The organism is Pseudomonas sp. H3_E04 (assembly GCF_054668915.1).
Window position 1 is genome coordinate 567749 of the sequence record NZ_CP162797.1, and the last position, 22981, is coordinate 590729.

Sequence of the window (22981 nt, forward strand, 5' to 3'; positions counted from 1 at the left end):
GCGCCCGTCTTATTGCGGATACAAGGATTTTTATCGATGTCGTTACACCCTGATCTGGAAGCTTTTCTCGACCTCGCTCAAGACAGCCAGGACGCCGGCCTGCCGGCCATGCACCAACTAAGCCCGAGCGAGGCCCGCGCCACCTTCGAACAGACCACCGCGCAATTGCGCTGGCCAGCGCCGCAGGATGTTGAAGTCAGCGAGATTGAGACACTGGCCCGCGATGGTGCGGCGCTGGCTTTGCGGTTGTATCGGCCCAGCGGTGTTGCCTCGTCGCTGCCGGTGCTGGTGTATTTCCATGGCGGCGGGTTTGTGGTCGGCAGTCTGGATTCCCACGACGGCGTCTGCCGCGAGTTTTGCCAGCGCACCCCGTGTGCGGTGCTCTCAGTCGGTTATCGGCTGGCGCCGGAACATCGCTTCCCGACGGCGCTGGAGGATGGCGAGGACGCTTTGGCCTGGCTGGCCGAACAGGCTGTGAGCCTGGGCCTGGATGGTTCGCGCGTTGCGTTTGGTGGCGACAGCGCGGGTGCCACGTTGGCGACGGTGCTGGCGATTCAGGCAGTGCGGCGGCCGCACACGGTGGCTATCGCGCCCAAGGTGCAGTTGTTGTGTTATCCGGTGACGGATGCTTCGCGGGTGCATGATTCGCGGCTGTTGTTTGGCGAGGGGTATTTGCTCGAGAACGACACGCTGGAGTGGTTTTATCAGCACTATGCGCGTGGGCCGGAGGATTATCTGGATTGGCGTTTTTCGCCGTTGCTGGCGGAGGATTTGCGTGGGGTTGCGCCGGCCATTGTGGTATTGGCCGGGTTTGATCCGTTGCTGGATGAGGGGCAGGCTTATGTCGATAGGCTGCGTGGGCAGGGGGTGGGGGTCGAGGTCGAGGTTTGTGCCGGGTTGACTCATGATTTGTTGCGGTTGGGGGCGGTGGTGCCTGGGGTTCTGGAGGTTTATTCGAGGGTGGGTGGGGCGCTTGCGCGGGCTTTTTGGATGGGGTGAATATCCTTTTTTTTGGTGTTGCTGCTGGCGGTTTCGCCCTTACGGCGACTTACTTTTTTACAAGCGCCAAAAAAAGTAAGCAAAAAACGCTAGCTCCTACGTTCGGCCCTCGCAGGCTCGGGTTCCTTCGCTCCGATGTCGCCGGTGGATCAAGATCAAAAGCACTCGAGCTTGCGCTCATTGTGTAGGAGCTGCCGAAGGCTGCGATCTTTTGCTTTTGCCTTTCTGTGGGAGCGAGCCTGCTCGCGAAGGCGGCCTGACAGCCGACCGATTTCTCTATGCCCGCACCTGATCCAACTGTAGGAGCCGCCGAAGGCTGCGATCTTTTGATCTGGCTTTGGCTTTGGCTTTTGATCCGGCTCTTGATCTTTTGCCCCTTCGGCAGGCTGCGCCAGGATCGGCTCCGTAACGAAGGTACCCCGAGCCCCAGCGAGCGGGCCGTACGCCGGGGCAAAGCCTTTTGGGTTACCTTTTCGCTGGGCCGGCACTCCGGCGTTTGGAAAAGGTGACCCGCCGTAGGGGCGGAACCCAAAGTAGCCTTCACCGCAGCAACGGATATGCCCCCAACCCCAAAAACAAAAAGCCCCGCCAAAGCGGGGCTTCCACACAACTAAGACCAATCAGAAATCAGCCTTCACCGACATCACAAAATTGCGCGGTTCGCCATAGAAGTTACCGAACCCCTCGGTCCCAATGGTCGCGTAATAACGCTTGTCGAACAGGTTGTTGCCGTTCAACGCCACCGACCAGGTGTCATCAATCCGATAACCAATGCGACCGTTCCAGACCGCGTAACCCGCGCCGTCGACATTGTCTCCGCCCAGTGGCGAAACGCGGTAAGTGCCTGTCTGCGCATTGACACCCGCACCAATGGTCACACGATCCAGCGGCCCGCTCAGGGCATAATCACCCCACACGCGCAACAGGTGACGCGGCACGTAGGAGTTGTAGACCGCGCCATCCTGAGTGGCGTCGGCATCCTCCAGCACTTTGGTCTGGGTGTAGGTATAACCGGCGAGCAATTGCAGGCGGTCGATCACTTCACCGCTGACTTCAGCTTCAAAGCCCTGGGCGCGGACCTTGCCCGAGTTGATCTGGCAGGAGCTGTCTTCGCACCGCAGGTCATCCTGGGCCGCGTCTTTCTGGATGGTGCGGAACAGGTTGAACGTGGTGTTCAGACGACCGTCGTACCACTCACCCTTGATCCCCAATTCGTAGCTCTGGCCGATCAGCGGCTTGAGCGTGCTGCCGTCGATGGTTTTGTACGAGCCTTGCGGGGTGAAGATGTCGGTGTAGCTGGCGTAGGCGGTCAGGTTGTCGTTGAGGTCGTACAGCAGGCCGGCGAACGGCGTGACCTGGCCGGATTCGGTGGACTGCGTGTTGACCTCGGTGCCTTCACCACGGAAGTACTGCACCGAGTCGGTGTCGGATTTGTACCAGCTGACCCGGCTGCCCAGTACCAGCGTCATCGGGTCGGCGAGTTTCAGGCGGGCGATCGAGTAAGCGCCGTATTGCTTGATGTGCATGTCCACGGGGCCGCCACGGGAGGCGTTGGCCAGGTAGTAGCTTTCATCCGGCTGCGGGATGTTGTGGTTCGGGTTGAACACGTTCTGACGCTGTGGCAATGCCGCCACCGCGTAGAAGTCGTCCTTGTGCGAACGGCTGGCGTTGGCGCCGACGATCAGTTCGTGCTGCTGGCCGAAGGCGTCGAATTTGCCGTCGACGTAAGCATCGAAACCGTAGTCGCGCTGGTCGTAGTCATAGGTACTGCCGAGCATCAGCGTGTTGGTGGCGGTGGCGCCCAACGGCACTGTGCCGCTCGGGAAGGAATATTCCATGTCCTGGGTGTTGCGCGAGTAGACACCGGCGACTTTCAGCGACCAGTCGTCGTTGAACTGGTGTTTGACGTCGGCGAAGTAGGTGGCGCGTTTGCTGCGCTGGTTGTTCCACGAGGTGTTCAGGCAAGTAGAGCGTTTCAAGTGCAGGTCGGAGCCGTCGGCGTAGCGCGGCAGGCCGCCCCAGCATGGGGTGGCGTCGACATCTTCATAGGCCATGCCCAGGCCGAGGGTGGTGTCGGGGCTGAGGTCGAAGTCCAGGGCGCCGTAGTAGATCTGATCGCGGCGCTCAGCCACATCGTAGAAATACTGACGGGTCTGCTGGGTCACCACGGCGCGGCCACGGACAGTGCCGGCGTCGTTCAACGGGCCGCCGGTGTCGACTTGGCCGCGGTAGTTGTCCCAGGTCCCGGCCGACAGCGACAGCTGCGTGTGCGGGGTGTCCTGGCCGCGCTTGCGCACGAAGTTGACGCCGCCGGCGGTGCCGCCCGCGCCCTTCATCATGCCCGCCGCGCCACGGAGGATTTCCACGCGGTCGTAGATGGCCATGTCACTGTTGAAACTGTCCGCCTGCACGTAGCTGCTGCCGATGTCCAGCGGCACGCCGTCGTACTGGTACTGGCCGGTCATGCGGAAACCGCGCGAGTAGAAATACTTGCCGCCCATTGGCGAGTCGTAGACGGTGATGCCCGGGGTCTTCTCCATCACCTGTTCGATGGTGTTGAGGTTCTGGTCATCGAGCATCTTGCGGGTCATCACCGTGACCGATTGCGGCGTTTCCTTCAGCGAGTGCACGCCCTTGCCGATGGTCACGCCGCCGGTGGTGTAGGAGTTGCTGCCTTCGGTGGTGGCGCCGAGGCGGTTGGCGTTGACGTTGGTCGGGGCCAACTCCATCGCGCTGCCGCCAGTGGCCGGGCCGAGCACGGTGACGGTGTTGCCGTCACGCTGATAGCGAATGCCGGTGCCGCTGAGCATCGCCTTGAGCGACTCGTCGTCCTGGTAGCGGCCGTTGAGGGCGCTGGAGCGCAGGCCTTGCAGGCTTTCCGGGCTATAGACGATTTGCAGGCTGGTCTGCTGACCGAGGGTCTGCAGGGCCTGGGCCAGCGGTTGGGCCGGGATGTTCAGGGTCCATTCCTGGGCCTGGACATACGGCGCTGCCGCGAGGGTCAGTGCCAGACCCAGGCCGCTACCGGCCAGGCGTGTGCGGGTCGCGCCGTGCATCAGCAGGGCTCGAGTCAGAGGGCGAAGCATGAAACGGGATGCGGACATGAGGTTAAGACCTTGGCAGGTATAGTTGTTAATGGTTCTTATTCATCTCATTAAGACGAGGAAGCCGCGGCAAACCGGAAAAGTTTTTTCTCCGGCCCGGTCGCGGCTGCTTCGATCAAGCGGTTTGCAGTTCGCTTTTGACCCTGCCGGCCTCCATGCGCACCAGTTGATCGGCGACGTCGAAGTAACGGTCGTCGTGGGAAATCACGATGATGGTTTTGCCCAGACGCTTGAGGTCGGGCAGCAACTCGGTATAGAAGATCCGCCGGAAGGTCGGGTCCTGATCCGCCGCCCATTCATCGAACACCAGCACCGGGCGCTCTTCGAGCCAGGCATTGACCAGTGCCAGGCGTTTGCGCTGGCCGGTGGACAGGTCGGTGGTGCTGAACGCGCCGTCGCGCACGCTGACCTTGTGCGCGATCTCCAGACGTTCGAGGTAGCGCGTAGCATCCTGCGGCACTTCACGATCGCCCTGGATCAGGTCATCGAACAGGTAGTAATCGGCGAAGATCGTGGTGAAGTTCTGCCGGTAATCGTCGCGGTTGACCGCAGTGATCGGCTTGTCGTTGACGCGGATTTCTCCTTCGGTCGGCGCGTACAGGCCCAGCAGCAGTTTGATCAGCGTGGTTTTACCACAGCCGTTTTCGCCGACGATAAACACAATGTCGCCCTGTTCGATACGCAGGTTCACCGGGCCGAGACGGAACGGTTCGCTGCCTTCGACGGGCGGGAAGGCGTAGCGCACGTTGCGCAGTTCCAGGCTGTTGACGGCGGCTGGCTTGCTGCCCTGATCCTGCAGCAACAGGTGCGGTTCCGGTGAGGAGAACTGTTCGCTGAGTTCGGCAATGCGGCGGAAGGCAATCTGCGCGCGGCTGATGATCGGCAGGGTGCTGATCAAGTGTTCCAGCGGCCCCTTCATGTACAGCAGCACCAGAACGAATCCGCTCATCACCGCTTTGTCGGCACTCGGCCACAGCGATTGCAGGGCCAGCGCCATGCCGATGACCACGAAGAACAGCATCGAGCCAAACGACTTGGCGATGACGAACGTGTTGATCGATCTGATCTGGGTGTCGCAGATCTTCTCGGCGGTTTTCTGAATGCCGGCGACGAACATGCGCTGGCGACGCGGGCGGTGAATGCGCAGTTCCTTGGCGCCTTCGGCGATCGCGTTGTAATGCTTTTGCAGTTCGTCTTCGGAGTCGCGGGCAGCGTAGAAACCGCGCATGCCCTTGGCCCGCGCAATTGCCTGGATGGTGGTGCCGATGGCGATGGCCACCAGCATCATCAGGAACATCGGCCACGACAGCATGGCCAGATAGCCGAGACAGCCAAGGGTCACGGTCATGGAAATCGCCAGCGGTGCAAAGGCGAAAGCGAAGTCGCTGATGGTGTCGACGTCGTGGGTCAGCACCGGAATCAGGCGGTGGCTGCGATAGCGTTCGATCTGGTCGATCGGCGCCGACAGGACTTTCTCCCCCAGCTCTTTGCGCAGTTTGGCGATGATGTGCTGGCCGACGTAGTTGGTGCCGATGTCCGACAGGATCGTGGTCAGCAGGGCCAGAGCACAAAGGCCGGCGAAGATCATCACCACGGTGCGGGTAAGGCCGTCATCGGAATGCAGGGCGTTGTTGATGGTCGCCAGCAGCACGGTGACGCTCAGGCCGCCGAGCATGCCGAGCACGATGGACGCCGAGACGATCAGGCGGAAGGGCTTGAGCAGGGCGAACAATTCGTTGATCGCCCCACGCGTAGGCTTGGTCATGGAGGATTCCTGCTTCGATGCGGAGGGAGTGCCGGTACTTAAGGAAAACGAATGGTCGCGGAGTTTCTTTAACCGAGCGCAGGCGTGGCTGCGCTCGTCGAGGGCGGGATCAGAGGTCGCGCACTACGCGAAAGCCCAGCCAGTCGCCCTTGCTGGTCGGCCAGCTGCTGTTGCGGTTGCCCGAGCGCGAGAAGATCGGCGCCTCGCCCCAGTCGTTGCCGCGCATGACCTGGCGTTCGCAGTTTTCCTGAGTCAATGGGCGTCCGTCGGCGGGCACGCCGGAGTAGTCCGGGTGATAACAGTCGGCGGTCCATTCGTAGACGTTGCCGTGAGCGTCGAACACGCCAAATGCGTTGGCCGGGAAGGTACCGGCGGGCGAGGTGAAGTTGTAGCCGTCGGCCGCGCCGTAGGTGTTGGCGTGCCTGGAGATCTGGTAATCCTTGCCCTCATCGAACGGGAACGGGAAAGGTCCGGCGCTGCCGCCACGGGCGGCGTATTCGCGGATCGATTCGCTTTGCAGGCGATAGGCGTGGCCGGTCTTTTTCGACAGCCAGTCGATGTAGCCCTGGGCTTCGGCGACGTTCATGCACACGGCCGGGTCGCGGGGCGTCTGTTTGAATTCCGGCTTGCCGGCGGTGCAACGGCGCCCCGGGCGATCATCGAAGTCGTAGGGCTTGTTGCCGGTCTCGCGCACATAGGCGTCCCATTCGCCCACCAGCACCTGCGAGCGGCTGATAGCGAACGGTTTGCTGAAAGTCACGGTGTGCAGCGGGCCTTCGTCGGGTTGACGGCCGACTTCATCATCCGGCGTGCCCATGGTGTAGCTGCCGGTTGGCAGCACGACCATTTCCGGGCAGTCCTTACAGTCCTTGAACACTTTGCCCGCAGCGGGCGCGGTCGCCGCCAGGGCGCTGCCGGGCAACAGCGCAGCGCAGAGGGCGCTTAGCGTCAGTGCGGGCAGAGCTTTGGAGAGGAGTGACGCGTGAGGCTTTTTCATGGGTCGTCTCTTTGAAAGGAAAACGGCAGTCGAAGATCAGGCACGCAGCTTTTTGCCGAGGATGTCCATGAAGCGATCCACTTCGGCTTCGCTGTTGAGCAAGCCCGGCGCGGTCCGGATCACCGGCCCGACATCGCGGCTGACCGCGTCGCAGACCACCCGGTTCTGCATCAGCCAGGCAGCCACTTCATCGCTGTCCTGGCCCTTGATCCGGAAAAAGGTGAAACCGGCGGAGAACTGCGAGTCGAGCGGGGTCACCAACTCGATGTTGCGGTGCTCCTGCAGGCGTTGCTTGAGGTAACTGTTGAGCTGATGAATGCGCGTCTGCACCTCGGCCTTGCCCAGTTGCAGGTGCAACTTGAAGGCTTCGTCGAGCGCCCAGCGATGCTCGAAGGCGTGGTAGCCGCCCGGGGTCATGATGGTCGAGAAAGCCGTGGCCTCGGAGAACGTCGGCACGCTGGGGCTGACGTATTTCAGTTCTTCCATGCGGCTGCAGACGATGCCGGTGCCGCGCGGGCCGAACATCCATTTGTGGGTGCCGGCGATGAAAAAATCGCAGTTCATCTGCGGGAAACTCAGGTCGTCGACACCGAAACCGTGCACACCGTCAACCACGTAGATCAGCCGATCCTTGTCGTCGCGCTGGCGGTTGTGCTCATCGACCAGCCGCGAAATCTCGCTGATCGGCAGCTTCACGCCGCTGCCGGAATGCACCCAGGTCATGCCCAGCACGCGAGTCTCGGGGCGGATATTGCGATTGATCGTGTCGAGTACCTGATCCAGAGAAATGCTCTGCGGAGTTTCGAACAGGGTGAGTTTGCGCACGCGCGTGCCATCGCGACGGCTGCGGAAATCGAGAATATTGCGCGTCGAATAATGCTCGTGAACCGTGGTGAGGATTTCCTGATCCGCGCGCACCTGCACGCTGCCGTAGATCATCGCCAGGCCTTCGGTGGTACTGCCGGTCAGGGCGATTTGCGCCGGTTTGGCTTGCAGATACTGGCCGGCCCAGTGGCGCACGTTTTCTTCGCGCTTCTCGGTGACGCCCAGATCCCAGTCCATCGCCAGACCCGGATTCAGATCCAGCGCGGCGCGATGGCGTTCGATGGCTTCGCGCACCGGTTTGGGGTGCGAGGTGACCAGAAAATTGGCGAAGTGAATCGCCTGAGGATCCTGCTCGAACAACTGACGCAACTGCGCCCATTTGTCCCGCGAGGCAGTCGGCACGGCAGCGATGGCCGCCGGTGCAGTCAGGCTGGCGCCCAAGGGCAGGGCGGTGGCGAGCAGGCCGGCCTGCTTCAGGAAAGTGCGACGATCGGTCATGGCCGGGCCACCTCCTGGCGTGACGCCAGCGCCGGTTTCGCAGCTTTTTGCACCTGATCCCAGACGCGCATGAAGTTGCCACCCCAGAGCTTGGCGATGTCCGCTTCGGAGTAGCCGCGCTGTAGCAGTTCGGCGGTGACGTTGCGGATCTCGCCGACGTTTTCCCAGCCCTTGATGCCGCCGCCGTCGTTGAAGTCCGAGGCGATGCCGACGTGGTCGATACCGATCTTGCGCACTGTGTAATCGATGGCGTCGCCGAAGTCCTTGAGGGTGGCTTTCGGTTCTTCTTCGAGGATCGCGTAGAGGCCGCTGGCGTATTGGCCGAGCTTCTGTTCCGACCAGGCGGTGATGATCGGATCGCCCGGCATCAGTGCCATGGCCAGATTGGGCAGTGGCGGCAGATCGAAGCGCGCACGCAACGCATTGAGTTTGTCCTGCGTGCCCTGGGTCAGCGGTTTCAGGTACTGCGAGAAGGCGACGACTTGCACCACGCCGCCACTGTTCTTGATCAGTTGCAGTTCTTTGTCGCTGAGGTTGCGCGGGATATCCACCGCCGCCCGGGGCGCCGAGTGCGAGGCCACCAGCGGTGTACGGCTCAGTTCGGCGACCTGCTCAAGGGCCTTTGTCGACATCTGCGAAACGTCGATGATCACGCCCAGATCGTTCAAGCGCTGCACCGCTTGTTTGCCGATGTCCGACAGACCGTCGAGGGCATCGGGCGAGTCATTGAAAAACGGCAGCGGCCGCGACGAGTCGGCCCAGCTGTTGTTGCCGATGTAACTGAAACCGAACATGCGCATGCCGCGCCCGGCCCACAGGTCGAGCTTGCTCAGATCATTGCCCAGCGGGTAGGCGTTGAGCATGCTGATGAAAATCGCGAACTTGCCTTCGCCGTGCAGGCGGCGGAAATCATCCGGCGTGTAGGCGATGCCGGCCTGATTGGGAAAGTCGCGGACGATCCCGGAAATGATCTTGTAACGCACCTCCTGCTGATTGCGCGCTTCTTCGACAAAACCCTCGGTCGGACGGTGCGGGGCGTTCGGGCCGTTCCACATTTCCGGCCAGCCGAATACCGTCAGCGCCGCGCCGGACAAGCGCCCACGATTGGCCTTGACCAGGTCGAACTGGCCCGAACCATCCTTGTCGGCTTCGTGGTCGTGGCTGCCGAAACTCAGCGGCACGGTGATGTGGCTGTCGAACGACAGCAGGCGATCCTGCAACTCGGTCGCCTGTTTCATCACTTTCACCGGGTAGCCGGGGTTGTTCAGGTAATCCCAGGCCAGAAATCCTGCGCCGGCACTGATCGCCAGGGCCAGCGGCAGGCCGATGAATAGAGCCTTTTTCCAACGCGGTTTTGTCATTGCCATCTCATTCAGGTTCGCCGTCGAGGTACAGGCGCAGGGGCCTTTGCTATCTGGGAAGAACGAGTGGCCGGGTGGCTAATTTAGGCGTGGGTTACAAATGCCCGGCAGCGGCGCAGGGATGTTTTGCCAGCGGCGTAAATTTCCCCGCCGAGCAAACGTTCTAGCTTGGATAAAGCCTGCTTCATGGCTGACACAGGTAGGGCAATGACGATCTCTCGACGCTGGTTCATGGCGGGCATGGCACTCACGGGCGCCGCGCTGCCTGCCGCTTTTTATGCACATCGTGAACTGACCCGCGAGGAGTTTCCGATCACCCCGGGCGAGGCCACGGTCGATCTGGCGGACACCGCCGGGCAACAGCTGGCGGACAATTTGCGTGGAGTCTGGGACATTCGCTTTACCGGTGCGGCAGCGGGGCTTGATGGTTTGCCGGCGCAAGGCCTGGAGCTGTTTCTCGACATCGCTCATCGTGGGCGCGGCCTGCGTGGTTATCTCGACACCGGGGCCAAGCTGCGTGCCGAAGGGCCTGTGCGTTATCAAGTAATTGGCGATCTGGCACCGGGCAACGGCGCCGAGATGTATTGGCGCCTGATGCGCACCGATGCGCCGCTTACGCCGCCGGTGTATGAATTCAAAGTCAAACTGGATGAGGTATGGGCGGCGTTCGGCAATGCCGGCAGCGCCACGTTCACCGGGCAGGTGCTGCGTCTGGACCGGCCGTTGGCGTTGCCCGAGCTGGACAATCAGTTCATCGCCATCAAACGGCGTTTTCCCGAAGCTCGCGAACGCACCGGGTTGAACCCGCAACTGTTGGCCTGGCTGGTGGCGCCCGAACATCGTTTGTTCCACCAGCTCTGGCACGCCACCCGTGACAAGTGGCACAAGCTCTCGGAGAAAAAACGCGAAGCGCTGCGCGGCATCGGCTGGCAGCCCGGGCCACGTGACAAGGAGCGCGATGCCCGTGGGCCAAGCAAGGATCGCAACGGCTCGGGCGTGGACTTTTTCTTTATGCATCGGCACATGCTCGGCATCGCCCGCTCGATGCAGGATCTGCCTTCCTGGCCGGCGTTCCCGCAGCCGCAGCCTGAGCTGGAGCGGGACCGGCAGGGCTTCGCGCGTTACTTCGATAATCACGACGGCAATTCCCTGCCGCCGACCTGGCTGGCCGAGGGTGATGACGAGTACACCAAATGGGTCAGCGACATCAAAGCGGCGGAGACTTTCCAGAGCAATTTCCTGGTCTGGGAATCGCAGTACCGTGATCCCCGTTATTTGTCGAAATTGACCCTTGGCCAGTTCGGTTCGGAGGTCGAACTGGGCCTGCACGACTGGCTGCACATGCGCTGGGCTTCGGTGGCGCGTGACCCGTCCAACGACATTCCGGTGCCGATGGCGCGCGATCAGGCGGATTTCGCCGCGCGCTGGTATGCGCCGGAAAACGACTTTCTCGGTGATCCCTTTTCCTCCCATGTAAACCCGGTGTTCTGGCGCTTTCACGGCTGGATCGATGATCGCCTGGAAGACTGGTTTCGCGCCCATGAACGCTTTCATCCGGGTGAAGTGAGTCGTTTGGAAGTGAACGGCGTGCCATGGTTTGCAGCGGGACGCTGGGTGGAAGTCGCCGATCCCTGGCTCGGCCCCGACACCCACGGCTGCAGCACCGTACCCGGCCTGCAGGTCGGACGTTCAGTGGAGATGGACCCGGAAACCATGAAGCTGGCGCTGCGCATCACCTTCGGCGACGAAGACAACATGACCGAGCTGTTCCGCAAAGTGCCACAGCGCCCTTGGTATGCACGGCACCTGAAGGTCAAGGGCCGACAGCTTTAGATCGCTTCAACACACACTCTGAATTGATCGCAATCCCTTTGTGGGAGTGAGCCTGCTCGCTAAAGCGGTGTGTCATCCAGTGCATCATTGCCTGACATGGCCTCTTCGCGAGCAAGCCCGCTCCCACAGGGGGCTTCGTTGCGCCGTAGATTTTGATTTACTCGCAGGTCAATTGTGGGAGCGGGCTTGCTCGCGAATGCGGTGTGTCATCCCATTACATCATTGCCTGACACGACCTCTTCGCGAGCAAGCCCGCTCCCACAGGGGGGCATGGTCGGGGCGAGGGTTTTGGCCTGGCCCGAATTTCATTGTGGGAGCGGGCTTGCTCGCGAAAGCGGTGGGTCATCCATTACATCATTGCCTGACACGACCTCCTCGCGAGCAGGCTCGCTCCCACAGAGTGGGCATGGTCGAGGCGAAGTATTTGGCCTGGCCCGAATTTCATTGTGGGAGCGGGCTTGCTCGCGAAAGCGGTAGGTCATCCATTACATCTTTGACTGACACGGCCTCTTCGCGAGCAAGCCCGCTCCCACAAAGTGGGCATGGTCGGGGCGAAGTATTTGGCTTGGCCCGGATTTCATTGTGGGAGCGGGCTTGCTCGCGAATGCGGTGTGTCATCCAGTGCATCAATGCCTGACACTGCCACTTCGCGAGCAGGCTCGCTCCCACAGAGTGGGCATGGTCGGGGCGAGGGTTTTGGCCTGACCCGAATTTCATTGTGGGAGCGGGCTTGCTCGCGAATGCGGTGGGTCATCCATTACATCTTTGACTGACACGGCCACTTCGCGAGCAGGCTCGCTCCCACAGAGTGGGCATGGTCGGGGCGAAGTATTTGGCCTGACCCGAATTTCATTGTGGGAGCGGGCTTGCTCGCGAATGCGGTGTGTCATCCAGTGCATCAATGCCTGACACTGCCACTTCGCGAGCAGGCTCGCTCCCACAGAGCGGGCATGGTCGGGGCGAAGGTTTTGGCCTGACCCGAATTTCATTGTGGGAGCGGGCTTGCTCGCGAATGCGGTGTGTCATCCATTACATCTTTGACTGACACGACCTCTTCGCGAGCAGGCTCGCTCCCACAGGGGGGCATGGTCGGGGCGAGGGTTTTGGCCTGGCCCGAATTTCATTGTGGGAGCGGGCTTGCTCGCGAAAGCGGTGGGTCATCCATTACATCATTGCCTGACACTGCCACTTCGCGAGCAGGCTCGCTCCCACAGAGTGGGCATGGTCGGGGCAAAGGTTTTGGCCTGACCCGAATTTCATTGTGGGAGTGGGCATGGTCGGGGCGAAGTATTTGGCCTGGCCCGGATTTCCATGTGGGAGCGGGCTTGCTCGCGAAGACGTCAGTGCAGTCGACGCGTCGCCCTCAGATCACCTCCCAGCCGCCCCCCAACGCTTTGTACAAGGCGATGCTCGCCTGCAGGCGCGACAGGCGCAGTTGCACGTTCAGGTCTTGCGCGGCATACAGCGTGCGCTGGGTTTGCAGGACGGTGAGCAGGTCTTCGGCGCCGGCCTGGTAGCGGCTCTGGGCGATGTCGAAGGCGGTCTGTGCCTGATTCAGTTCTTCGCTTTGCCATTGCCGCTGTTCGTCGAGGCCACGGATGCTGCTGAGGGCTTTTTCGACGTCGGCGAAGCCGTTGATGATTGCCCCGCGATAGGTCTCCAGCAGCTCATCCTGTCGCGCCTTGGCCTTGTCGCGTTCGGCGCTGAGGCGGCCGTTGTTGAAGATCGGCGCGGTCAGCCCCGAGGACAGGTTGTAGAACGTCGTGCGCAGCAGGTCAGCGGCCAGATCAGCGCCGCTGCCGAGACTGGCGGTCAAGGTGACTTTCGGCAGCATCGCGGCGCGGGCGACGGTGACATCCGCCTGGGCTGCTGCGAGTCTGGCCTCGGCGCTGGCAATGTCCGGGCGGCGGCTGAGCAAGTCGCTCGGCACGCCACTGGCGATGTCCGGCCAATGCAATTGGGCGAAGGATTGCTTGGGCAACGGCAACGTCTGCACCGGTTGGCCGAGCAGGGCGGCGAGGCTGATCAGTGCTTCGCGGGCCTGTTGTTGCACCAGCGGCAGGCGGCGCTGTTGTTCGGCCACCAGACTTTTCTGCTGGGCCAGTTCCAGCGCGGTGGCGCTGCCGGCGTCGAAACGGGTCTGCACCAGATGCAGCACATTTTGCGCATTGGCCAGATTGAGTTCGGCAATGCGCGCCTGCTCACGCAAGGCCAGGGCCTGGGTGTAACTGTTGGCGACGCCACTGAGCAAGGTCAGCTCGACGGTGGCGCGGTCGAACTCGCTGGCCTGCACACCGAACACCGCACTGTCGCGGGCGGCACGCTTGCCGCCCCAGAAGTCGATTTCGTAACTGGCGCTGAGCTCGGCATCGTAATAATCCAGCGAGCGATTCTCGGGACTGACATCCAGCTGGCTGTAGCCCTTGCCGTGAATCAGTTTCTGCCGGTTGGCGTTGAGCCCGGCCTTGAGCTCGGGCAGCAGCGGGGCGCCGGCAATGGTTGCGCTGGCCTCGGCCTGTCTGACTCGCGCCACGGCGGCGGCGAGGTCGTAGCTGCCCAGGCGCGCCTGTTCCACCAGCCGCTCCAGTTCGGGGCTGCCGAATTGCGTCCACCATTGCCGATTGCTCTGCAGCGCGCCATGGTTGGCGGCGGACTGCCACGCGCTCGGTGGCTGCACGCCGCTGTCCAGGCGCGGCGCCGGGCTGCTGCAGGCCGCCAGTAACAGGCTGGCGGCGAGGAACGTCAGTCGCACTTTCATAGGTCGATCATTCACTGGTAAGGGCCGTGACCGGGTCGAGCCGGGCAGCTTTGCGGGCCGGCATAAAGCCGAAAATGACACCGGTGACCAGCGCACAGGCAAACGCGCCGACCACCGCCAGCGCTTGAAAGGCGATCGCTACGCCGCTGAGCAGCAACACGCCGCCGACCAGCAGCGCCAGGCCGATCCCGGCGATTCCGCCGACCACCGAGAGCATCAAGGCTTCAGTGAGAAACTGACGGAGGATATCGCGCTGACGTGCGCCGGTGGCCATGCGAATACCGATCTCGCGGGTACGTTCGCGTACCGTCATGAGCATGATGTTCATCACGCCGATACCGCCGACCAGCAGGGAAATCGCTGCAATCGCCCCCAGCATCAGCGACAGCGTGCCTTGCGTGCGCGCTTCGGCCTGGATCATCGCGGCATTGTTGGTCAGCTCGAAATCCTTCTTGCCGTGGTGCCGACGCAACATCGCCTGCTCGATGGCGTGTTCGGCGTCCTTGACCTTGCGCGCATCCTTGGCCGCGATCACCACGTATTGCGGGTTGCGACTGCCGAACAGGCGCGTGCTCGCCGCCGAATAGGGCACGGCGATGCGGTTGTCGCTATCGGAGTCGCCGGAGCTGGCGCCTTTTTCGGCGAGCACGCCGAGGATCTGGAATGGCACGTTTTCGATGAGGATGTATTGGCCGATGGGGTCGGCGACATCCTTGAGCAATTTGTCGCGGACCTTGGTGCCGATCACCGCGACGGCGGCGGCGCTGTCCTCGTCGGCCTGGGTGAAGTAGCTGCCCTGAATCACCGGCCAGTTGAAAATCTGCGGAAAATTGGTGTCATTGCCGCCGACGTAACTGCTGTGGTCGGCGTTGCCAAAGCGCACCCCGGCGGTCGAGCCGTTAACCGGCATGATCCGCTCCACCTGGGGCAGGGCGGACAGTTCGGCAACATCGTCGAGGGTGATGATGCCCTCCGGTGTACGCGGGTTCGGCGCCGATCCGCTGAGGTAAATAATGTTGGAGCCGAACGCGCCCATTTGCGCCATGACCTGACGCTTGCTGCCTTCGCCGACGGCGAGCATGACCACTACCGAGGCCACGCCAATGACGATGCCCAGCAGGGTCAGCGCCGTGCGAAAGCGATTGATCCACATCACTCGCCACGCCGCTTGTACAGCGTCAACCAGTTCGCCTTTCCAGACGCCGGTCTGGCTGCTGCCGTTGCTCAGGCGCTGGCGCAGGTCGACCGCTTGCAGCGCCCCGGGATTGGCCGCAGGCGGCGCCGATGCGTACTCGGCGCTGTCACTGATGATCAGGCCGTCGCGGATTTCGATGATGCGTTTGGCCCGTTGCGCCACTTCGCGGTCATGGGTAATGAGGATCACCACATGGCCCTGATCGGCGAGTTCGTCGAGCAGGGTCATGACCTCAGCGCCGCTGTGGCTGTCGAGGGCGCCGGTCGGCTCGTCGGCGAGGATGATATGGCCGCCGTTCATCAGCGCACGGGCAATCGACACGCGCTGTTGCTGGCCGCCGGAAAGCTGATGCGGACGGTTGCCGGTGCGAGTGCCGAGGCCGAGCCGCTCCAGCAGCGCGTGAGCTCGGGCATGCCGCTCGGCGGCCGGGGTGCCGGCATAAATCGCCGGCATCTCGACGTTCTCCTGCGCCGAGCCTGACGGGATCAGGTGATAGCCCTGAAAGACAAAACCGAACGCTTCACGGCGCAGCCACGCCAGTTCATCGCTGTCCAGTTGCGCGACATTTTCCCCGGCGAACAGATACTCGCCGCTGGTGGGGCGGTCGAGGCAACCGAGGATGTTCATCAGTGTCGACTTGCCCGAACCGGAGGCGCCGACGATGGCAACGAACTCGCCGGCGTGGATCGACAGATCGATCCCGCGCAGCACCTCCACCAGTGGGCTGTCATCGCCGCCGTAGGCTTTGCGGATCTGCCGCAGGTCGATCAGGGGCGTGTGCATTCAGCCTCCATGACCAGCGGCCGGCGCGCTGAGAATATGTTCGCCCTCGGCCAGACCTTCCAGCACCTGGGTGCGCAGGCGATCGTTGATGCCGGTGCGCACTTCCCGCGTTTGAATATCGCCGTTGGCGGCGACGATCTGCGCCCGCTGCCATTGCGGACGCGAACCCGGTTGCAGGGCGGCAGTCGGCACGGTCAGGGTGTCTTGTGCCTGTTGCGCGACGAAGAACACCTGAGCGGTCATGTCGGTCATCAGGATGTGATCGGCGTTATCGACGTCGAGCAGCACGGTGTACAGCACCACCCGTTCGCTGCCGCTGCGACCGCTGGTGGGACTGCCGCCCTGATTCTGTTCGAGCGGACGCGGCGGCACCGGCAGGATCTGCCGCACCGTGCTGCTCCAGCGTCGGGTGCCGCCGCTGAGGGTGGTGAAGTAGGCAGTCATGCCCGGTTTGACGTGGCCGATGTCGGCCTCCGAAACCTCTGCCCATACCGTCATCGGGGAAAGCCGGGCGATGCGCAGGATCAGCGGGGTCTGTTGTTGCGCATTGAGGGTCTGGCCTTCGCGCGCACCAATGGCGACGACGGTCCCGCCCATTGGCGCATAGATTCGCGTGTAACCGAGTTCGGCCTCATCACTGCGCAGGCTGGCCTGGGCCTGACGAATCTGCGCCTGGAACATGTCGATGCGTGCCTGGGTCGCACGGACCTCGGCGCGGGCGGTCTGCACGTCTTCCTCGCGGGTGGCGCCGCCGGCAGCGAGTTTCTGCTGGCGCTGGTATTTCTGCTGCGCCAGATCGTGCTGGGCACGTTGCTCCTGTAACTGCGCCTTGAGGTTTTCAATGGAGAAACGCCCTGCATCGAGCTTGGCTTGTTGCGTCGACGGGTCGATTTCCACCAGCAACTGACCTTCCTTCACCGTGTCGCCGGCCTCGACGTGAATCTTCTGAATCTGCCCCGAGGCCTGCGCGCCGACATCCACATAGCGGCGCGGTTGCAGGGTACCGAGCGCCGTCACACTGTTTTCGATATCGCCCCGGCTGACCTGCACAGTGGCGACTGAGTCGCGCCCGGGTGGCAACACTTGCCAGGCAGCAACGGCGATCACGGGAATCAGACAGAGGGCGGCGAACAACGCGCGGCGGGCGGGGCGGGGACGATTCATGCAGGGTTCCGGCCAGTGGTTGCGGTCCGTCGCAAGGCACGACAGACACAGGGGCTGTCCTGTAAACGAGGCATGCGCCATGGAATTTAGCCGCAGACACATCGAGTTACCGCGTGCCGGCCAGCACTATTTGTCCGGGATATGGAATCAACTCTTTAAATCTATATGAGAATTACTATAAATTACGCACCTCAAGTTGCCACTATCTTGCTACTGCGTAATCCGCAGGTCTGATCAGTGCGCTCAAGGACAGAAACGGCATCGATGCGGTCGGGAGTCATGTTGGAAAACTACTATCGTGAGCTGGTGTGTTTCCTCAACGCCAGACTGGGCAACCGTCAGGTCGCCGAGGATGTGGTGCATGACGCCTACGTTCGCGTGCTGGAGCGCTCCAGCGAAGTGCCGATCGAACAACCCCGGGCCTTCCTTTATCGCACCGCTTTGAACTTGGTTATCGACGATCACCGCCGCAACGCGCTGCGTCAGGTCGAATCGCTGGACGTGCTCGATAACGAAGAGCGCTATTTCACTCCCTCGCCTCACGGCACCCTTGATCACGGACAGCGCCTGGAAATGCTCCAGCGCGCACTGGCCGAGCTGCCGCCGCTGTGCCGCGACAGTTTTCTGCTGCGCAAGATCGAAGGCCTGTCCCATCCGGAAATCGCCCAGACCCTCGGCATCTCCCGGGCGCTGGTGGAAAAACACATCGTCAACGCCATGAAACATTGCCGCTTGCGCATCCAGCAATGGGATGGCCAGTGATCCGCGCCGGTTAAATTTCCTTCCATCGTCCTCGTTCCTACTCAACAGACGACCTGCTGACCTGATTCAGGCCGGTCAGGCCACCCAGGCTTTATTTCCCCGCGTTGAGGGGTTCATCCAGAGGACACTGGAAATGACACAGGCAATTGCATCGCCCATCGTTCACGACCTGATCGGCGTCGGTTTCGGCCCTTCGAACCTGGCACTGGCCATCGCACTGCAGGAGCGCGGCGCCACCCAGGGCGAACTGGATGTGCTGTTCCTCGACAAGCAGGCCACTTACAGCTGGCACGGCAACACCTTGTCGACGCAGAGCGAACTGCAGATTTCCTTCCTCAAGGACCTGGTGACCCTGCGCAATCCGACCAGCCCGTACTCATTCGTCAATTACCTCAAGCACCACGGACGTCTGGTCGACTTCATCAACCTCGGCACGTTCTATCCCTGCCGCATGGAGTACAACGACTACCTGCGCTGGGTCGCCGGGCAGTTCACCGAGCAGAGCCGTTACGGTGAAGAAGTGCAGTTCATCGAACCGGTGTTGCACAACCAGCAGGTTGAAGCGTTGCGGGTAATTTCCCGGGGCAGCGACGGCCAGCAGTTCGTGCGCACCACGCGTTCGGTGGTGGTCAGCGCTGGCGGCACGCCGCGTATTCCGGAGGCGTTCAAGGCGCTGAAGGGCGATCATCGGGTGTTCCACCATTCGCAGTATCTGTCGCAAATGGCCAGACAGCCGTGCGTGAACAATCAACCGATGAGCATCGCGATCATCGGAGGCGGGCAGAGCGCGGCGGAAGCCTTTATCGATCTGAACGATTCATTCCCGTCGGTGCAGGTCGACATGATCCTGCGTGGTTCGGCGTTGAAACCTGCGGATGACAGCCCGTTCGTCAACGAAGTGTTCTCGCCGGAGTTCACCGATCTGGTGTTCCAGCAGAACAGCGTCGAGCGCGAGCGTCTGGTCAACGAGTACCACAACACCAACTATTCGGTGGTCGACATCGACCTGATCGAACGCATCTACGGCATCTTCTATCGGCAGAAGGTTTCCGGGATTGCCCGCCATGCCTTCCGCACCCTGACCACCGTCGAGAGCGCCACTGCCACGGCAAACGGCATCGAACTGGCCGTGCGCAACAACGCCACCGGCGAAGTCACGGTGCGAATCTATGACGCCGTGGTGCTGGCCACCGGTTACGAGCGGCAGATGCACCGCAAGTTGCTCGCGCCGCTGGAGGAATACCTCGGCGAATTCGAAGTCGATCGCAATTACAAGCTGATCACCGACGAGCGCTGCAAGGCCGGCATTTATATGCAGGGCTTCTGCCAGGCCAGCCATGGCCTGAGCGATACGCTGCTGTCGGTGCTGCCGATTCGCGCCGATGAAATCGCTGGCTCGCTGTATGAGCATGGCAAACAGCGCGGGCACAGCCGTTCGGTGGCGGAGCTGTTGTTGGCCACTGCCAGCTGAGTTCTGCTGCGCCTGTCATACCGCTTTCGCGAGCAGGCTCGCTCCCACAATGGTTCTGTGAACGCAGTGCAAAATGTGGGAGCGAGCCTGCTCGCGAAGGGGCCATGGATAGCCCCGCATATCCTGAATCTGAACCCTTCCTGAACACCCCTCACATTCCCCGAATACACCTCTTCCAGCCGTTTCGCTGCGGGCGTAAGCTGCGCGCGTTTTCATCAATTGCGGAGACCCACAGTGGGTACTTGTTCGAGTGACAGTTGTCGGCCGGTCTCGATTACCGGCAGATTCTCGGCAAGATAACGCGCAGCCTTTCCCTGCCGTTGTCTCGCCGTAACAGCGAGCAGCGGCATTCCGTGCACGACCCGTTCCGGATCGTGTCTCGACGTCCTTCTCATCGACGCTGAACCAAGCGTGATGGCGACCTCAGTCGTCATCGCAGCCTATCGACACGCCTGTTTCTGACCGGCGTGCCACGCCTTGCCGTGCCGGTTTTCCCGGTGCCAGGGCGCGGCGGTACCTGCTCGACGGTTGCCCGGCTGACCACAGGGGACACAGCCATGAAACTCACGCTCAAGGAATTTTTCGCAGGCTTTCTGCGCAGCCGCCACATCGCCCGGCACTTCCGTCGTCTGGCGTTGCTGGATTCGATCAATGACACCAGGGTCAGCCGTGAAGTGCCGCCGACGCTGGCCAACACGCTGGTCGCTGCCGCCGATGCCGAAAGCGCTGCGTTGTTGTCGTCACTGGGCACGCACGGCGAGGGGCTCACCGAGGTCGAGGCCGATGCACTGCGCGCGCAACACGGCCTCAACGAAGTCGAACATGAGCAGCCGCTGCCGTGGTGGACCCATCTGTGGCACTGCTACAAAAACCCGTTCAACCTGCTGCTGACCTTGCTCGCGGTGATCTCCTGGCTGACCGAAGACCTCAAGGCCGCCGTGGTGATTTTCTCCATGGTGGTGCTGTCGACACTGCTGCGCTTCTGGCAGGAGAGCAAATCCAATCAGGCCGCCGATGCGCTCAAAGCCATGGTCAGCAACACCGCCACGGTGCTGCGCCGGGATGCGCCACGGCGGGAACTGCCGATCAGGCAACTGGTGCCCGGCGATCTCATCGTGCTCTCGGCCGGCGACATGATTCCCGCCGATTGCCGCGTGCTCAGCGCCAAGGATCTGTTCGTCAGCCAGGCCGCGATGACCGGTGAGTCGATGCCGGTGGAGAAATTTACCCACCAGACCGATCGCGACACGCGTAACCCGTTGGAGCTGGATAACATTCTGTTCATGGGCACCAACGTTGTCTCCGGCAGCGCGATTGCGCTGATTCTCACCACCGGCAACAGCACCTATTTCGGCGCGCTGGCGCAAAGGGTCGGCGCGACCGACCGGGCGGTGACCTCGTTCCAGCAGGGCGTCAACAAGGTCAGCTGGCTGCTGATCCGCTTCATGTTCGTCATGGCGCCGCTGGTGCTGTTCATCAACGGTTTCACCAAGGGTGACTGGACCGAAGCGCTGCTGTTCGCGCTGTCGATTGCCGTCGGCCTGACCCCGGAAATGTTGCCGATGATCGTCACCTCGACCTTGGCCAAAGGCGCCGTATTTCTGTCGCGCAAAAAAGTCATCGTCAAGCGCCTCGACGCGATCCAGAACTTCGGCGCCATGGACGTGCTGTGCACAGACAAGACCGGAACCCTGACGCAGGACAAGATCTTTTTGGCGCGTAATGTCGATGTCTGGGGCGAAGACAGCGACGAAGTGCTGGAGCTGGCCTACCTCAACAGCTACTACCAGACCGGCCTGAAAAACCTGCTGGATGTCGCCGTGCTCGAGCACGTGGAAATCCATCGCGAATTGAGAGTCGGCAGCGCCTTTCGCAAGGTCGATGAGATCCCCTTCGACTTCAATCGCCGGCGCATGTCGGTGGTGGTTGAGGGGCGCGCTCAGCCACATCAACTGATCTGCAAAGGTGCGGTGGAAGAAGTGCTGGCGGTGTGCAGCCGCGTGCGTCACGGCGAGGTCGATGAAGTCTTGAGCGATGAGTTGCTGGTGCGGATTCGCCAGGTCACCGGCGCTTTCAACGCCGAAGGTCTGCGCGTGGTGGCGGTCGCGGCTCGCTCAATGCCAGCAGGCCGCGAGATTTACAGCCTGGCCGATGAACAGGAATTGACGCTGATCGGTTACGTGGCGTTCCTCGATCCACCGAAGGAAAGCACCGCGCCAGCGCTCAAGGCCTTGGCCGAGCATGGCGTGGCGGTCAAGGTGCTGACCGGTGACAACGAACTGGTGACGGCGAAGATCTGCCGCGAGGTCGGCCTCGCCCAACAGGGTCTGCTGCTGGGCAATGACATTGAGCGCATGAGCGACAGCGAACTGGCCGTAACGGTCGAGACGACCAACGTCTTCGCCAGACTCACGCCGTCGCACAAGGAGCGCATCGTCCGGGTGCTCAAGGGCAACGGCCATGTGGTCGGGTTCATGGGCGATGGCATCAACGACGCGCCCGCGCTGCGCACCGCTGACATCGGCATTTCCGTGGACAGTGCGGTGGACATCGCCAAGGAAGCGGCGGATATCATCCTGTTGGAAAAAAGCCTGATGGTGCTGGAGGAGGGCGTGCTCGAAGGGCGGCGCACCTTCGCCAACATGCTCAAGTACATCAAGATGACCGCCAGTTCCAACTTCGGCAACGTGTTCTCGGTGCTGGTTGCCAGCGCGTTCATCCCGTTTCTGCCAATGCTGCCGATGCACCTGCTGGTACAGAACCTGCTCTACGACATTTCGCAGATCGCCATTCCGTTCGATAACGTCGACGACGAGATGCTGAAACAGCCGCAGCGCTGGCAGCCGGGTGATGTCGGGCGCTTCATGCTGTTCTTCGGTCCGATCAGTTCGATCTTCGACATCACGACTTTCGCCTTGATGTGGTACGTGTTCGACGCCAACACCCCGGATCACCAGACGCTGTTCCAGTCCGGCTGGTTCGTGGTCGGTCTGCTGACCCAGACGCTGATCGTGCACATGATCCGCACGCCGAAGATTCCGTTTCTGCAGAGCCGCGCCGCCATGCCGCTGCTGGTCATGACCGGGGTCATCATGGCGGTCGGCATCTTCCTGCCAATGGGCCCGCTGGCGCATTACTTCAAATTACAGGCGCTGCCGTCGCTGTATTTCGTGTTTCTGCCAATGATTCTGCTGGCGTACATGGCGTTCACCCAAGCCGTCAAAGGCTTCTACATCCGCCGGTTCGGCTGGCAATAACCGCCATGGAATGCTTTCCCCTGTGGGAGCGAGCCTGCTCGCGAAGGCGTCGTGTCAGTCAGTACATCTCTGACTGGTATAGCCCCTTCGCGAGCAGGCTCGCTCCCACAGGGAATATTGTTGCGTCTGGGGCGCCGGATGAATGGCCTGCTTTTTAGGAAAAGTCCTACAGAGTCATCCTCGGCGCTTGCGTAGTCTTGCCCTCCCCA

At 61.9% G+C, this 22981-nt stretch carries 13 protein-coding genes; 5 read left to right on the plus strand and 8 right to left on the minus strand.

Features of this window, described 5'->3' with window-relative positions; translation table 11 throughout:
- Positions 1 to 36: 36 nt before the first annotated feature.
- On the plus strand, positions 37 to 999 hold the full coding sequence (locus tag AB4N53_RS02575; RefSeq protein WP_460117883.1) for an alpha/beta hydrolase: 963 nt from the start codon (positions 37 to 39) through the stop codon (positions 997 to 999).
- A gap of 620 nt (positions 1000 to 1619) precedes the next feature.
- Here AB4N53_RS02575 and AB4N53_RS02580 read toward each other — a convergent pair.
- The 5 genes from AB4N53_RS02580 to pvdM form a co-directional block, all read right to left on the minus strand.
- The gene (locus AB4N53_RS02580; protein ID WP_460117885.1) at positions 1620 to 4103 is read right to left on the minus strand and encodes a TonB-dependent siderophore receptor; all 2484 of its coding nucleotides are present in this window, start codon (positions 4101 to 4103) and stop codon (positions 1620 to 1622) included.
- Between the two features lie 115 nt (positions 4104 to 4218).
- Positions 4219 to 5868, minus strand: a complete 1650-nt coding sequence (locus AB4N53_RS02585; RefSeq protein ID WP_323168256.1) for a cyclic peptide export ABC transporter — start codon at positions 5866 to 5868, stop codon at positions 4219 to 4221.
- A gap of 109 nt (positions 5869 to 5977) precedes the next feature.
- Positions 5978 to 6865 carry a dihydropyoverdine dehydrogenase gene (pvdO, locus tag AB4N53_RS02590; protein ID WP_460117887.1) on the minus strand — a complete coding sequence of 296 codons (888 nt, stop codon included), beginning with the start codon at positions 6863 to 6865 and terminating at the stop codon, positions 5978 to 5980.
- Between the two features lie 36 nt (positions 6866 to 6901).
- Positions 6902 to 8188: a pyoverdine-tailoring periplasmic protein PvdN gene (gene pvdN / locus AB4N53_RS02595; protein WP_460117889.1), complete on the minus strand. Its 1287-nt coding sequence runs from the start codon at positions 8186 to 8188 to the stop codon at positions 6902 to 6904.
- A complete protein-coding gene (gene pvdM, locus AB4N53_RS02600) occupies positions 8185 to 9549 on the minus strand; it encodes a pyoverdine-tailoring dipeptidase-like protein PvdM (RefSeq protein WP_073474059.1) in 1365 nt (454 codons plus the stop codon). Before pvdM ends, pvdN begins: the two co-directional genes overlap by 4 nt.
- A gap of 207 nt (positions 9550 to 9756) precedes the next feature.
- On the opposite strand from pvdM, the gene pvdP reads away from it, so the two are divergent.
- Positions 9757 to 11382: a pyoverdine maturation tyrosinase PvdP gene (pvdP, locus tag AB4N53_RS02605; RefSeq protein ID WP_460117892.1), complete on the plus strand. Its 1626-nt coding sequence runs from the start codon at positions 9757 to 9759 to the stop codon at positions 11380 to 11382.
- Positions 11383 to 12745: 1363 nt separating this feature from the next.
- Here the strand turns inward: pvdP and AB4N53_RS02610 are convergent.
- Genes AB4N53_RS02610 through AB4N53_RS02620 form a run of 3 tightly spaced genes read right to left on the minus strand, consistent with a single transcriptional unit; the run spans position 12746 to position 17282 of the window.
- Entirely contained in the window at positions 12746 to 14140 is a 1395-nt protein-coding gene (locus AB4N53_RS02610) for an efflux transporter outer membrane subunit (protein ID WP_460117894.1), read from the minus strand.
- Between the two features lie 7 nt (positions 14141 to 14147).
- Entirely contained in the window at positions 14148 to 16118 is a 1971-nt protein-coding gene (locus AB4N53_RS02615; RefSeq protein ID WP_460117897.1) for a MacB family efflux pump subunit, read from the minus strand.
- Positions 16119 to 17282 (minus strand): efflux RND transporter periplasmic adaptor subunit, encoded by a 1164-nt coding sequence (locus AB4N53_RS02620; RefSeq protein ID WP_460117899.1) that lies wholly within the window; start codon positions 17280 to 17282, stop codon positions 16119 to 16121. It abuts the gene before it with no gap.
- Between the two features lie 279 nt (positions 17283 to 17561).
- On the opposite strand from AB4N53_RS02620, the gene AB4N53_RS02625 reads away from it, so the two are divergent.
- The 3 genes from AB4N53_RS02625 to mgtA all read left to right on the plus strand — a co-directional run bounded on the left by AB4N53_RS02625 (position 17562) and on the right by mgtA (position 22772).
- The gene (locus AB4N53_RS02625) at positions 17562 to 18044 is read left to right on the plus strand and encodes a sigma-70 family RNA polymerase sigma factor (RefSeq protein WP_041478511.1); all 483 of its coding nucleotides are present in this window, start codon (positions 17562 to 17564) and stop codon (positions 18042 to 18044) included.
- Between the two features lie 133 nt (positions 18045 to 18177).
- Entirely contained in the window at positions 18178 to 19515 is a 1338-nt protein-coding gene (locus tag AB4N53_RS02630; RefSeq protein WP_460117901.1) for a lysine N(6)-hydroxylase/L-ornithine N(5)-oxygenase family protein, read from the plus strand.
- Positions 19516 to 20072: 557 nt separating this feature from the next.
- The gene (gene mgtA, locus AB4N53_RS02635; RefSeq protein ID WP_460117903.1) at positions 20073 to 22772 is read left to right on the plus strand and encodes a magnesium-translocating P-type ATPase; all 2700 of its coding nucleotides are present in this window, start codon (positions 20073 to 20075) and stop codon (positions 22770 to 22772) included.
- Positions 22773 to 22981: the final 209 nt, after the last annotated feature.